12 protein-coding genes are annotated in these 12805 nt (G+C 63.3%); 3 read left to right on the forward strand and 9 right to left on the reverse strand.

Going from position 1 to position 12805, the window contains the following annotated elements:
• The first annotated feature begins 88 nt into the window (after positions 1–88).
• Entirely contained in the window at positions 89–1564 is a 1476-nt protein-coding gene (locus G9C89_RS09310) for a helicase HerA-like domain-containing protein (RefSeq protein ID WP_172147594.1), read from the forward strand.
• Positions 1565–1621: 57 nt separating this feature from the next.
• Here the strand turns inward: G9C89_RS09310 and G9C89_RS09315 are convergent, their stop codons facing one another.
• Positions 1622–1834, reverse strand: a complete 213-nt coding sequence (locus G9C89_RS09315) for a hypothetical protein (protein ID WP_172147893.1) — start codon at positions 1832–1834, stop codon at positions 1622–1624.
• A 351-nt stretch (positions 1835–2185) separates the two neighbouring features.
• Positions 2186–3091: an aldose 1-epimerase gene (locus G9C89_RS09320; RefSeq protein ID WP_172147595.1), complete on the reverse strand. Its 906-nt coding sequence runs from the start codon at positions 3089–3091 to the stop codon at positions 2186–2188.
• 140 nt (positions 3092–3231) lie between these two features.
• Here G9C89_RS09320 and G9C89_RS09325 point away from each other — a divergent pair, with 140 nt between their 5' ends.
• Positions 3232–3987, forward strand: coding sequence for a FadR/GntR family transcriptional regulator (locus G9C89_RS09325; RefSeq protein WP_172147596.1), 756 nt, complete (start codon positions 3232–3234; stop codon positions 3985–3987).
• A 28-nt stretch (positions 3988–4015) separates the two neighbouring features.
• Here G9C89_RS09325 and G9C89_RS09330 read toward each other — a convergent pair whose 3' ends face one another.
• From G9C89_RS09330 to G9C89_RS09355, 6 genes are all read right to left on the reverse strand, one after another.
• Positions 4016–4927, reverse strand: coding sequence for an EamA family transporter (locus G9C89_RS09330; protein ID WP_172147597.1), 912 nt, complete (start codon positions 4925–4927; stop codon positions 4016–4018).
• Between the two features lie 318 nt (positions 4928–5245).
• Positions 5246–6526 carry a TRAP transporter large permease gene (locus G9C89_RS09335; RefSeq protein ID WP_172147598.1) on the reverse strand — a complete coding sequence of 427 codons (1281 nt, stop codon included), beginning with the start codon at positions 6524–6526 and terminating at the stop codon, positions 5246–5248.
• Positions 6527–7054, reverse strand: coding sequence for a TRAP transporter small permease (locus G9C89_RS09340; protein ID WP_172147599.1), 528 nt, complete (start codon positions 7052–7054; stop codon positions 6527–6529).
• 65 nt (positions 7055–7119) lie between these two features.
• Positions 7120–8091 (reverse strand): TRAP transporter substrate-binding protein, encoded by a 972-nt coding sequence (locus tag G9C89_RS09345; protein WP_172147600.1) that lies wholly within the window; start codon positions 8089–8091, stop codon positions 7120–7122.
• 77 nt (positions 8092–8168) lie between these two features.
• Entirely contained in the window at positions 8169–9056 is an 888-nt protein-coding gene (locus tag G9C89_RS09350; protein ID WP_172147601.1) for a glucurono-1,5-lactonase, read from the reverse strand.
• Between the two features lie 43 nt (positions 9057–9099).
• Positions 9100–9927: an NAD-dependent epimerase/dehydratase family protein gene (locus G9C89_RS09355; protein WP_172147602.1), complete on the reverse strand. Its 828-nt coding sequence runs from the start codon at positions 9925–9927 to the stop codon at positions 9100–9102.
• A gap of 630 nt (positions 9928–10557) precedes the next feature.
• Between G9C89_RS09355 and G9C89_RS09360 the strand changes: the two genes are divergently transcribed.
• Entirely contained in the window at positions 10558–11253 is a 696-nt protein-coding gene (locus tag G9C89_RS09360; protein ID WP_172147894.1) for a tRNA (adenine(22)-N(1))-methyltransferase, read from the forward strand.
• Positions 11254–11272: 19 nt separating this feature from the next.
• Here G9C89_RS09360 and G9C89_RS09365 read toward each other — a convergent pair whose 3' ends face one another.
• Entirely contained in the window at positions 11273–12793 is a 1521-nt protein-coding gene (locus G9C89_RS09365; RefSeq protein ID WP_172147603.1) for a tripartite tricarboxylate transporter permease, read from the reverse strand.
• Positions 12794–12805: the final 12 nt, after the last annotated feature.

The following is a 12805-nucleotide window of genomic DNA, read 5'->3' on the forward strand; positions in this document are numbered from 1 at the left end:
GGTGCACGGCACAGGCAGCGCCGGTAAATCGGCGTCAGCAATTATGTCGGCATGGTGGGAGCAAAGCTTTAACTCAGGGGACATATAAATGCCTGCAGCAAACCAGTTGGTTCTTGGCGCCGATCTCGGTGGTCAACCTGTCGGCCAGCTTTTGCGCCTGGCCAATCGTCATGGCCTGGTGGCCGGGGCGACCGGCACCGGCAAGACGGTGACCCTGCAGCGCCTGGTGGAGGCGTTCAGCGATGCCGGTGTGGCGGTGTTCGCCGCGGATGTGAAGGGCGACCTGTGCGGACTCGGCGCCGTCGGCGCGCCGCAAGGCAAGGTGGCCGAGCGCATTGCCAGCATGCCCTGGCTTGAGCATCGACCGACGGCCTACCCGGTTACGCTCTGGGATATCCATGGCCAGAGCGGTCATCCGCTGCGCACCACCCTCAGCGAGATGGGCCCGCTGTTGCTCGGGGCTTTGCTGGAGTTGACCGACAGCCAGCAGGCCGCCCTCTATGCGGCGTTCAAGGTGGCGGATCGCGAAGGGCTGCTGTTGCTCGATCTGAAAGACCTGAAAGCCCTGCTGGCCTACCTGAAGAACAATCCGGCCGTGCTCGGCGAGGACAGTGCGCTGTTCACCACTGGCTCTTCCCAGGCCCTCCTGCGGCGTCTGTCGAGCCTCGAACAACAGGGCGCCGAGGCCCTGTTCGGCGAGCCTGCGCTGCAGCTGGAGGACATTCTGCAGCCGGATCGCGACGGCCGCGGGCGCATCCATCTGCTCGACGCCAGCCGTCTGGTGCATGAGGCGCCGAAGGTCTACGCGACCTTCCTGCTGTGGCTGCTGGCCGAGTTGTTCGAGCAGTTGCCGGAGCGCGGCGATGCCGACAAGCCGCTGCTGGCGCTGTTCTTCGATGAGGCGCACCTGCTGTTCGCCGACACCCCGAGAGCCCTGCAGGAGCGGTTGGAACAGGTGGTGCGGTTGATTCGCTCGAAAGGCGTCGGCGTCTACTTCGTCACCCAATCGCCCAGTGACTTGCCCGATGACGTGCTGGCCCAGCTCGGCCTGCGCATTCAGCACGGCCTGCGCGCCTTCACCACCCAGGAGCAGAAATCCCTGCGCGCGGTGGCCGACGGTTTCCGCCCCAACCCCTCGCTCGATACCCTGGCAACCCTGACCGAACTGGGTATCGGCGAGGCCCTAGTCGGCACCCTGGAAGAGAAGGGCACGCCGGCCATGGTCCAGCGCGTGGCCATCGCGCCGCCACAGTCGCGCATCGGTCCGTTGAGCGAGAGCGAGCGGGGCGCCTTGATTCGCCAGTCGCCGCTGGCTGGGCGCTACGACAAACCGGTCGACCGCGAGTCGGCCTACGAACTGCTCAGCGCCCGTGCCGCGCAAGCCAGTGCCGAGGCGGCGGCGCAGCCGCCAACCAAAGCGAGTCCCGCCGACGGCATCGGCGACATGCTGGGCGGCCTGGCCGGCCAGGTGATGAAAAGCGCCGTACGCCAAGCCGCCAACCAGCTTGGTCGGCAGTTGGTGCGCGGTCTGCTGGGCTCGTTGCTGGGTGGCAAGGGGCGCTAACGCCGCGAGCTGCGGTTATCGATCGTTATTCCTGCAAGGACGTTCTGCAGGAATCGCTCAGCCGCTGTGCTCGTCGGGTTTGGCGTGCAGGTCTTTCTCGATCTTTTCGATTTCTTTTTCAAATGCTTGGTCAAGAAGGCTGGCCTTCTTGCGCCAGGGCTTGCGCTCGGGATCCGGTTGAGCGGCGTAAGTAATGATTTCTCCGCCTTGTACATCCATGTAACGCTGCGCCTGGCGCTCGAGTTCGGCGCGCAGTTCGTCTTTCGTCACGTGATTACCCATGGTCTTGAAGAGTGGTGCGATGACAACGTAAGGCATTGGCCTTACTGCAACGGTCATCGATTTATTGGCTGTGGCAATGGCTGATGTGGCTGTCGAACACTCCTCCATGCATCTTGTTGAGAAATAATGTTCTTCGAAAACAACTACTTGGAATAATTAAGCGAGTGTTCTCAAAAGTGCCACTGCATACAGCTGAATACAATTATGGTCAACGTCGTTTAAAAGTCTAGAGGGGGTTTGAATCGCCCTGTCTAGACGGGTGACCACTATGAGTTTGGTCTGACAGTGAATAAGACCGTTATGTTCAATTAAGCGCTCGATAGTGCCTCCGGCAGGCGTTCAACTGTGGCTCAGTGGCCGGTACTGCAAACCGAAGTGCAGGCTGGAGGATTGGCCGTGGCGCAGTAAGCGCAGGCCCGGGCGACCAGGGAGGTGATGGGCGTTGACCGGGTGGGTGACCGGTTCGAAACAGAAGAAGTTCTGTTCGGTTGGACTCTCTTTGGTTGGACTCTGCTTGGTTGGACAATAAAGCAAGTAATACGGACTGTCGCTGCAACAGTCGAGTTGGTAACCGCCATCTTCCTGAATGATCTGGCATTCACCGTTCCAGCCGGCAAAGGCGTTATCGACCTGCTGCGCGGGTAGGTGGCGAGCCTGCTCGAAGTTCCAGGCCGCTGGCAGCGTAGCGAGTTCGGTGGACAAGCGGCTGTGGTCGCAGTGCCAGACCTGTTTTGCCGCGGCGCGCAGGCGGGTGTGCGGAGTGCGCGGAAAATAGGGGTGCCAGCCCAGACCATGCCAGGCGGCGCGCTCGTCCAGGTGGGTGACCTGCAGGTCGAGGTCGAGCCGCCCGCCGTGCAGGCGAAAGCGCTGTACCGCGCGATAGGCGAAGGGCAGCTGGCTGTCCAGTTGCAGGACGATTTCCGTCGCGCTCTGTGCGCTCACCTGCCAGGGCTGTTGCCAGGCGCTGCCGTGGATCGGCAAGGGATCGCTGGGGCTGTTGGCGGCCAGATCGAACCAGCCATCGGGGCCGGCAAAGCCGCCGCCGGCGATACGATTGGACCAGGGCACCAGCGGGTAGCAGGCCAGCCGCCGTGGCGTGGCGGCGTCGAGGGCCTGTTGGTCGCTGGGCCTCAGCAGCGCCTGACCCGTGGCGGTGACCACCCAGTTGACGATACTGCCGCCCAGTTCGGGGGCCAGGCTCAGGCGGGTGATGCCGTCTTCGAGGCTGAGAAGTGTCGCTGTCATCGGGTTCCGCCTTCGCCAATAGCTGTCTTGAAAACGCGTGCTGTCGTTGCTGCACACGGCCGATGCGTGACCGGGGGTGTCATCGTACAACTGCTGGGATATGATGGCAGCCTAGTCGTCAGCCGAGAAAGACCTCCGATATGGACACTCAGAACAGCCCACCGCGCGTACGCAGAAAGCATCGCAGCCTGGCCCAGGAATTGGTGACCGAGCTGTCCCAGCGGATTCGCGACGGCGTGATCAAGCGCGGCGACAAGTTGCCGACCGAGTCGGCGATCATGGAAGAGCAGGGCGTCAGCCGCACCGTGGTGCGCGAGGCGTTGTCGCGCTTGCAGGCGGCTGGCCTGGTGGAAACCCGCCACGGCATCGGCACCTTCGTGCTGGACACGCCGAGCCCCAGCGGTTTTCGCATCGACCCGGCGACCATCGTCACCCTGCGCGATGTGCTGGCGATTCTCGAGTTGCGCATCAGCCTCGAGGTCGAGTCGGCGGGCTTGGCCGCGCAACGGCGCAGTGCGGAGCAGCTGACGGCCATGCGCGAGGCCCTGGATGCCCTGAGCCAGAACGTCACCCACTCCGGCGATGCGGTGGCGTCGGACTTCCAGTTCCACCTGCTGATCGCCGAGGCCACCGGCAATCGCTACTTCACCGACATCATGAGCCACCTGGGTACCAGCATCATCCCGCGCACCCGCCTGAACTCGGCGCGCATTGCCCAGGACGACCAGCAGAACTACATGGCGCGTCTGAGCCGCGAGCACGAGCAGATCTTCGAGGCCATCGCCCGCCAGGATTCCGATGCGGCCCGCGCGGCCATGCGCCTGCACCTGACCAACAGCCGCGAGCGTCTGCGTCAGGCCCATGAAACGGCGGAGGCGCAGGCGCTGCACGGTTGATGGCGGCCGATAGTTCAAGAGGGTCCTGCTAGGCCTGGCGCTTGTAAGCCAGCAGGACGATACCGCTGACTACCAGCAGGCCGCCGAACATCTGCAGGCCGTTGAGCAGCTGATCGAGAATCAGCCAGCCGAACAGCAGACCGGCCACCGGTTCGATATTCATCACCGGCGCATTGCGCGCGATATCCAGGCGGGTGACCAGGATAAACAGCGCAGAAAACGCCACCCCATACAGCAGCACCAGGCAGCCCAAGGCGATCCAGCCGGCCGTGGCGCTAGGCAGATCCATCCCGCCCGGCAGCAGACCGCCGGCCCCGGCCAGGGCCGAGGCGGCGAACACCACCAGCATGGTCAGCATGCTGCGCACCGTGCCCGGCATGCCGCTGAGCCGGTGTCCGGTGATCCACAGGGCGCAGGCAAATGCCGCCGCCCCGGTCAGACCGAACAGCACCCCTTCGACCCAGCGCCGATCGATCTCGGCCGGGCCGGACAGCTGCTGCGGCAGGTCGAGCACAAACACCAGGCCCAGCAGAATCAGCCCCATCAGCCAGGCCGCGCGGCGGGTCGGTCGCGGCCCTCCCAGGGCCCAAGTCAGCAGCGCCAGCAGAATGGGCGCGAGGTTGACCACCAGCAACGCCAGGGCCACCGGAATCCGCGCCACCGCCGAGTAGATGCAGAAACTCTGCACCGCGATCAGCAGGCCCAGCAGCAGCTGCCAGGCCCAGGTCTGGCGGCGCATCCTCAGCGATTCGCCACGCCACAGCACCAGAGCGGCGAGCGCCAGCAGGGTCACCCCGGAACGGCAGAGCATCGCCAGCAGCAGGCCGGTGTCATGGTCGAAGGCGATCCGCGCGGCAATATGGTTGCCGGCGAAGGAGCAGGCCAGGGTGGCCAGGATCAGTGCGGCGATATGCCGGGGGAAGGGTGGGGCGGCAGGCATGGCGGAGATTCTGTCCTTACAAAGCAAGGAGCCGCCAGGTCGGCGGCTCCAGGGGATCGTGACGCAGTGACACGGCCTAGAACCTGTTCACGATCTCGCGAGCTAGAGCCATGCAAGGCGCTACATTAGTAACAGCCTTCGGCTGGTCAAAACAGGCGAGGAAGCGGACTGGGCTCGCACACGAGTGTACTTTTGTACATGAGCATTACTCGCTCCGCTTGCCCTCCGGGCCGGCCTAAAGGCCGTTCGGTGGCAAGCCACCGTCCGAGCCTGTTTTTAACGCCGCAGGGCCGACGCGCAGCAGATTGTGAGCAGGTTCTACAGCACCATGCTCGGCAGCCACAGCGAGATGGCCGGAATATAGGTCACGGCCATCAGCACCATAAACAGCGCGGCGTAGAACGGCAGCAGTGCCTTGATGGTGTTCTCGATAGTCACCTTGCCGATGGCCGCGCCGACAAACAGCACCGCGCCCACCGGCGGGGTGATCAGGCCGATGCCCAGGTTGACCAGCATGATCATGCCGAAGTGCACCGGGTCGACGCCAATATCCACCACCACCGGCAGCAGGATCGGCGTGAGGATCAGGATCAGCGGGGCCATGTCCATCAGCGTGCCGAGAGCCAGCAGCATAAAGTTGATGCACATCAGAATCACGTAGCGGTTATCCGACAGGGTCAGGAACAGCGCGGTGATCTTCGAGGGGATCTGCATCAGGGTCATGATGTAGCCGAAGCTGGCGGCGAAGGCGATCAGGATCATCACGATCGACAGCGTACGCACGGTGCGGTGCAGCAGCTTGGGCAGCTCGCGCCACTTGTAGTCGCGGTAGATAAACATGGTCACGAAGAACGCCCAGACCACGGCGATGGAGGCCGACTCGGTGGCGGTGAATATGCCCGAGAGGATGCCGCCGAGGATGATCACCATGGTGAACAGGCCCCATAGCGCATCCACACAGATTTTCAGCGCTTGCTTGAGCGGGATGACCTCGCCCTTGGGGTAATTGCGTTTGCGCGCAAAGTACAGGCACATGCCCATCATCACCGCGCTGAGCAATAGCCCCGGGCCGATGCCGGCGATAAACAGCGAGGCGATGGACACCGTGCCGCCGGCCGCCAGCGAGTACAGCACCGAGTTGTGGCTGGGTGGGGTCAGCAGCGCTTGTACCGAGCCGCTGACGGTGACCGCGGTGGAGTACTCACGCGGGTAGCCCTTCTTTTCCATTTCCGGGATCAGCACCGAACCGACCGAGGCGGTATCGGCCAGGGACGAGCCGGAGATGGCGCCGAAGAAGGTCGAGGCGAGGATGTTGACCAGCGACAGGCCGCCCCGCACGAAACCCACCAGCACGTTGGCGAAATTCACCAGACGCCGCGACATGCCGCCTTCGGCCATGATCGCGCCAGCCAGGACGAAGAACGGGATGGCCAGCAGGGAGAATTTGCTCACGCCACCGCTGATCTGAATCATGATCGCGTGGAACGGAATATCGATGTACCAGGCACCGAGCAAGGCCGATATGCCCAGGGAATAGGCCACGGGTACGCGCAGCAGAATCAGGACGAGAAAGCTGCCAAGCAGGATTAGCGCATCCATTTACACGGCCTCCTTGCTGTCTTCAAGCAGCTCGAAGTTGACCACGCGGCGGTGGCTCTGGTCGCCGAGGAACAGGCGCTCAAGAACGAAGACCAGGGTCACGAAACCGCCAATCGGAATGGGGGAGTAGCTGATGCCTACGCGCAGTGTCGGTAGCGTACTCATGAACTGGTTCCAGGTGGCCGCGCACAGCTTGATGCCCCAGATGGTCATAAACAGGGCGATGGCCGCCATCAGCAGCTGCACCAGCAGGCTGATGCTGGGTTGCCACGCGGGTGACAGGCGGTCGGTAAAGGTGGTCACGGCCATGTGTGCACCGGCCCTATAACTGGCGGCGGCACCGATAAAGGTGAACAGCACCATCAGCATGATCGCAATGGGCTCCGGCCAACCGGCGCCACTGCCCAGTACGTAACGGGCGAAAATGCCCCATGGAATGATCAGCGCCATCACGACGATGGCGGTGCCAGCGACCCAGATGCAGGCCTGGTAAATCACGTCGTTGATGCGTAACAGCAAGTTTTTCATGAGACTTCACCACGCGCGTGGCGACGGCCTAAGCAGCCGCCACGGGGTTCTTCAGAGATACTGAGTTACTGGACTGCTTCGATACGCTTGATCAGCTCAGCGTAGGGCGCGCCGTATTTCGCACGAATCGGCGCGGTGGCGTCGAAGAAGGGCTTCTTGTCGACTTCGATAAACTCGACGCCGGCTTCTTTCAGCTTGGCTTCGCTGCTGGCGGACTTTTCATCCCACAGCTTGCGCTCTTCGAACTGCGCTTCCTTGGCGTACTTCTTGACGATCTCTTGCTGCTCGTGGGTGAGCTTGTTCCAGCTGGCCTTGGACATCACCAGTGGCTCCGGCAGGATCAGGTGGCCAGTCAGGCTGTAGTACTTGGCCGTGCGGTAGTGGTTGTGTTCAAGCATGGTCGGCGGGTTGTTTTCCGCGCCGTCGACGACGCCAGTCTGCAAGGCGCTGAAGATTTCGCCGGTGTCCATGGCCACGCCATTGGCGCCCATGGCGTTGAAGGTCTCGATAAACAGCGGGTTGCCCATCACGCGGATCTTCATGCCCTTGAGGTCTTCAAGGTTGCGTACCGGCTTCTTGGAATAGATGTTGCGGGTACCGCCATCCATCCAGGCCAGGCCGACCATGTTGAATTCGGAGTTGGTGATCTTGTCGAGGATTTCCTGGCCGATTTCACCGTCGATGATCGCGCGCATGTGCGCCGTGTCGCGGAAGATAAATGGCATGTTGAACACGTTGACGTCCGGTACCACCGGGCCAACGGTACCCAGGCTGACGCGGGTCATTTGAACGGCACCGATCTGCACCTGCTCGACCACTTCCTTTTCCGAGCCCAGCACGCCACCGGCGAACATCTTGAAGCTCAGCTCACCATTGGTGGCCGCTTCGATCTTCTTGCCCATGGCTTCCTGGGCGACAACGGTCGGGTAACCGGCCGGATGAATCTCGGCCATCTTCATGGTGGTGGCTTGCGCCAGACCTGAAAGGCAGAAGGCAAAGGGCAGGGCGGCGACAAGCAACTTGCGTTTGAAGGTCATGGTGAAGCTCCAGTCTTGTTGTTGTTGGATGTGCAGCGTTGCGAAAACCGAGCGCGCGACCAATCGCGAGTCGCCGCTCAGTTGTTGAAGCAGGTTTCCTCCAGTCCCTTGGCCCCGGGTTGCAGGGCGAACACACCGCCAGCCAGTGGCTGGTCGCTGAGGTCGCCGGCCGGGCGGATCGAGGTGACAAACAGGGTGTCCAGATTGCGCCCGCCAAAGGCGCACATGGTTGGCTTCTTCACTGGCACGGCGAGGGAGCGGTCCAGGCGGCCGTCGGGGCTGAAGCGGTGGATCAGGCCGGCGTCGTTGGCGCAGATCCAGTAGCCGCCTTCGCTGTCCACCGCCGCGCCATCGGGGCGGCCGGGGTGCTGGCGCATGTCGACGAACAAGCGGCGGTTATGCGGCGTGCCGCTGTCGATGTCGTAGTCGAAGGCCCAGATGGCCTGCACCGAAGGGTGCGAGTCGGACAGGTACAGGGTGCGACCGTCCGGGCTGAAGGCCAGGCCGTTGGGAACGATAAGCGCGCCGATTTGCGCGGCAAGCGGCTCGTGTTGCCCGACGCAGTAGCGGTACAGGGCACCGACTGGCGCGGCGGCGCTCATATCGAGCAGCATGCTGCCGGCCCAGAAGCGGCCCTGGCGGTCGCAGCGGCCATCGTTGAAGCGCATAGCCGGGAGGGCATGCGCCACGCTGCTGAGTGGGCGGCTGTGCAGGCTGCCGTCGGTGCCGGGCTGCAGGTGAAACAGGCCACTCTGCATGCCCGCGATCCAGCCGCCGTCACGACAGCGGGCAATACAGGCAAGCATTTGCGGAGCCGTCCATTGCTGGGTGCGATTATCCGCGGGGCTCCAGCGGTACAGCTGGCCGGCCGGGATATCGACCCAGTACAGGGCCTGTTCCTCGGTGCTCCACACCGGGCTTTCGCCGGTGGCATTGCGTGCGTCGACAATCAGTTCGGCTTGCATGGCAGCTGGTTCCCCTTTGGTGGTTCTGCAGCGCAGGGGTGTTTCAGGCGTCGCCGAATGGGCCGGCGGCAACGAAGGCACCGCCCTGGTAGACCATCGCCGGATCATCGGCGGCGGGCATGGGCTGGGCTTCGATCCGGCTGCGGAACTGCTCCGAGCTGTCCTTGGGCTGGTAGCCCAAGTGCGTGGCCAGGTGGTTGTCCCACCAGACGTTGTGGTTATCCGACATGCCGTAAACCACGGTGTGGCCGACGTTGGGGGTGTACAGGGCGCGTTCGAGCAGCTGGGTCAGGTCGCTGTAGCTCAGCCAGGTGCTCATCATTCGGCGGTTGTGCGGCTCGGGGAAGGAGGAGCCGATGCGGATGCTCACGGTCTCGATGCCGTAGCGGTCGAAGTAGAAGCTGGCCATGTCTTCGCCGTAGGACTTGGACAGGCCGTAGTAGCTGTCCGGTCGGCGCGGCGCGTTGGCGTCGATAAATTGGTTCTGCTTGTAGAAGCCGATCACATGGTTGGAGCTGGCGAAGATCACCCGCTTGACGCCATGCCGGCGCGCCGCTTCATAGATGTGGAACACGCCGCAGATATTGGCCCCGAGGATTTCCTCGAACGAGCGCTCGACCGACACCCCGCCGAAGTGCAGGATCGCGTCCACGCCCTCGACCAGCTGGTGTACCGCGGCCTTGTCGGCCAGGTCGCAGACCTGGACTTCTTCATAGGCGCCAGCGGCGGGAGCCATCTCGGCGATATCGGACACCCGCATGATGGCGGCGTAAGGCCGCAGGCTTTCCCGCAGCACCTTGCCCAGACCGCCAGCGGCACCGGTGAGCAGCAGTCGATTGAAGGGGGCTGGGACGTTGGCTGTTGGGGTCATGGCAGGCTCTGCTTTGTTGTTATTGGGCATGTCATCTGTTGTCGTATGACTTGTGTCGATTATCATCAGGCCTGTGGGCAAATGTCAACGCGCAAGAGGAACCAGTTGCGGTTATTCGTCTGCTTGATGCCGCGATTTGTCAGGCGCTAAACCCTTGGTAATGTGTGGTTTTATTCTGGCTTAAGGCCTCTATAACGCCAGCTGCAGGGCTGTTTGGCAAGCACCTGAGTGGCTCTTGCCAGGCCCAGGCCGGTTGTCCGGCAAACCTGAGGTCCGCCACTACCGACTAAAGTTGTATGACAACGTATCTCGCGTCAGCAGTGTACAGCCGCTGGCCAAGCTGCGTGGACTTCCTAGGGGCATGCTTGAGCAGAAAATCTCCCGACTTGCGCGCCGCTGCCGCGTATCGCCGAACCGGCGCTGGCGCGTGAGCCGTTGCGGCTGGATGTGGGGTTCGAGTTGATCGAGTGGGGGAGTGGCTGATTGCAGGTGGTGGGGCGAGTAGGGCACACAGATCCAGACCGAACCGCAGCGCTGCTCGCAAGCATTTGCCATCCCCCGCATTGCTCGGCAGAATCGCGCGCCGATCTGGCCGTCCGTGTCGGACGTCGGTGGTGAAAGGGGTTGAAGTTGAACGAACGGGTATTGTCCATGCGTCTGGAGCGTGTAGCGGCGCATGTACCTGCAGGTGCGCGGCTGGCCGATATCGGTTCGGATCACTGCTACCTGCCCGTGGCGTTGATGCGTCGCGGCGTCATCACGGCGGCGGTGGCCGGCGAGGTGGCTTTGACGCCGTTTCACGCGGCTGAACGTACCGTGCGCGAGAACGAGCTGAGCCAGCGCATCAGCGTGCGCCTCGCTAATGGCCTGGCGGCAATCGAGCCGGGCGACAGGATCACGGCGATCAGTCTCTGTGGCATGGGCGGCGAGAGAATCCGCGACATCCTCGACAGCGGCAAGGCCCGCCTGAGCGGTAATGAGCGCCTGATCCTGCAGCCCAACGGCGGCGAGCAGCCACTGCGCCAATGGCTGATGGACAATGGCTACTGCATCCTTTGCGAGGAAGTGCTGCGGGAAAACCGCTTCTACTACGAAATCATCGTCGCCGAGCGCATGAGGCCGGTGATGTACTGCGCTGAGGAGCTGTACTTCGGCCCGCAGCAGCTGCAGCAACGCAGCCCGGCATTTCTGACCAAGTGGCAGCGAATGTTGCGCTTGAAGCAGCGCACCCTGGCCGACTTCGCCCAGGCGCGGCAGGCCGTGCCCGAGGCGAAGGTGCAGGAGGTTGCCCAACACGCCCGGTGGATTAGCGAGATGCTGGCTTAAGCGTGGCCAGGGGGCAGGCTCAGGTTCGCAGTATCTCGTTCACCAGGCTTTTCTTGCTGCGCAGTGCGCTGACGACCTGCCAGAGGATAAAGACCAGGGCCAGGCCGAGGAATGCCGCGGCGATGGGGTTGCTGAGAAACGCGCCGAAGTTGCCGTCGGAGAGCATCAGGCCGCGGCGCAGGTTGGTCTCGGCCATGGGCCCGAGGATAAAACCGATGATAAAGGGGGCCGCCGGCATCCCGGCTTTGACGAAGAGGTAACCGAGCAGGCCGAACAGCAGGATCGACCAGACGTCGAACAGCCGGCTGCTCAGGCCGAAGGCACCGACCACGCAGAGCACCAGGATGATCGGCAGGAGGATGTGCTTGGGCACGTCGAGCAGTTTGATGAACAGGCGCAGGCCGTAGAACTCCATGAACAGCATCAGCACGGTGGACATGATCAGCGCGGCGAAGATGGTGTACACCAGCGGTCCCTGGCTGATGAACAGTAGCGGACCGGGCTGGATGCCGTGGATCAGGAAACCGCCGAGCAGGATCGCGGTGACGGTGTCGCCGGGAATGCCCAGGGTCATCAGCGGCAGCATGGCCCCGCCGATGCCGGCGTTGTTGGCCGTTTCGCTGGCCACCACGCCGCCGATATTGCCCTTGCCGTAGGTTTCCGGGTTCTTCGCGCGCTTCTTCGAGATGATGTAGGCGACCAGGTTGGAGGTGCCTGCGCCGATGCCCGGGAGGATGCCGATACCCAGGCCGATCAGGCCGGAGCGCCCGGCGTTGGGCAGCTGCTCGCGGAACTCCTTGAGCGAGAAGCCGAAGCCCTTGATGTTCTTCATGCTCACCGCTTGCGCTTTGCTCTGGTGGGCGTGGCGGCCGCTCTCGGCCAGTTTGATGATCTCGGCCACGGCGAACATGCCGACCATCACCGTGAGCATGGCGAAGCCGCCATTGAGCTCGGCGACGCCGAAGGTGAAGCGGCGGATCGCCTCCACCGGGGCGATGCCCACGGTGGACACGGCAAAGCCCAGGGCACCGGCGAACAGGCCCTTGACCATGGAGCCGGCGGACAGGGTGGCGATCAGGGTCAGGGAGAACACCGCGATGGCGAAGTATTCATGGGGACCGAAACGCAGGGCGACCTTGGCCAGCTGCGGGGCGATAAACATCAGCGCCGCGATGCTGAAAATGGTGCCGAGAAAGGAAAACACGATACCGACGCCGAGGGCCTTGACCCCATGGCCCTGTTCCATCAGCGGACCGCCATCGAACACCGTGGCGATCGAGGAGGGCGTGCCGGGGATCTTCAGCAGGATGGCCGAGATCAGCCCGCCCGAGGTGGCCCCGATAAACAGCGCGACCAGCAGCGACAGGCCGGCTTGCGGGCCCATGGTGAAGGTCAGCGGCAGGCACAGGGCCACCGCCATGGTCGCCGACAGGCCGGGCACCGCGCCGAAGACGATGCCGACGGCGACACCGATCACCATCAGCAGCATGATATGGAGCGAGAAGACGGCACCGAAGCCTTGCTGCAGTAATTCGAGCATGGTCGATCCTCC

Source organism: Pseudomonas tumuqii (assembly GCF_013184545.1).
In the GTDB taxonomy this organism is placed as follows: Bacteria; Pseudomonadota; Gammaproteobacteria; order Pseudomonadales; family Pseudomonadaceae; genus Aquipseudomonas; species Aquipseudomonas tumuqii.

What these genes read in the sequence shown, in the direction of transcription:
- G9C89_RS09310 (WP_172147594.1), top strand. Translation starts at nt 89, where the DNA reads ATGCCTGCAGCAAACCAGTTGGTTCTTGGCGCCGATCTCGGTGGTCAA.
- G9C89_RS09320 (WP_172147595.1), bottom strand. Translation starts at nt 3,091, where the DNA reads ATGACAGCGACACTTCTCAGCCTCGAAGACGGCATCACCCGCCTGAGC.
- G9C89_RS09325 (WP_172147596.1), top strand. Translation starts at nt 3,232, where the DNA reads ATGGACACTCAGAACAGCCCACCGCGCGTACGCAGAAAGCATCGCAGC.
- G9C89_RS09330 (WP_172147597.1), bottom strand. Translation starts at nt 4,927, where the DNA reads ATGCCTGCCGCCCCACCCTTCCCCCGGCATATCGCCGCACTGATCCTG.
- G9C89_RS09335 (WP_172147598.1), bottom strand. Translation starts at nt 6,526, where the DNA reads ATGGATGCGCTAATCCTGCTTGGCAGCTTTCTCGTCCTGATTCTGCTG.
- G9C89_RS09340 (WP_172147599.1), bottom strand. Translation starts at nt 7,054, where the DNA reads ATGAAAAACTTGCTGTTACGCATCAACGACGTGATTTACCAGGCCTGC.
- G9C89_RS09345 (WP_172147600.1), bottom strand. Translation starts at nt 8,091, where the DNA reads ATGACCTTCAAACGCAAGTTGCTTGTCGCCGCCCTGCCCTTTGCCTTC.
- G9C89_RS09350 (WP_172147601.1), bottom strand. Translation starts at nt 9,056, where the DNA reads ATGCAAGCCGAACTGATTGTCGACGCACGCAATGCCACCGGCGAAAGC.
- G9C89_RS09355 (WP_172147602.1), bottom strand. Translation starts at nt 9,927, where the DNA reads ATGACCCCAACAGCCAACGTCCCAGCCCCCTTCAATCGACTGCTGCTC.
- G9C89_RS09365 (WP_172147603.1), bottom strand. Translation starts at nt 12,793, where the DNA reads ATGCTCGAATTACTGCAGCAAGGCTTCGGTGCCGTCTTCTCGCTCCAT.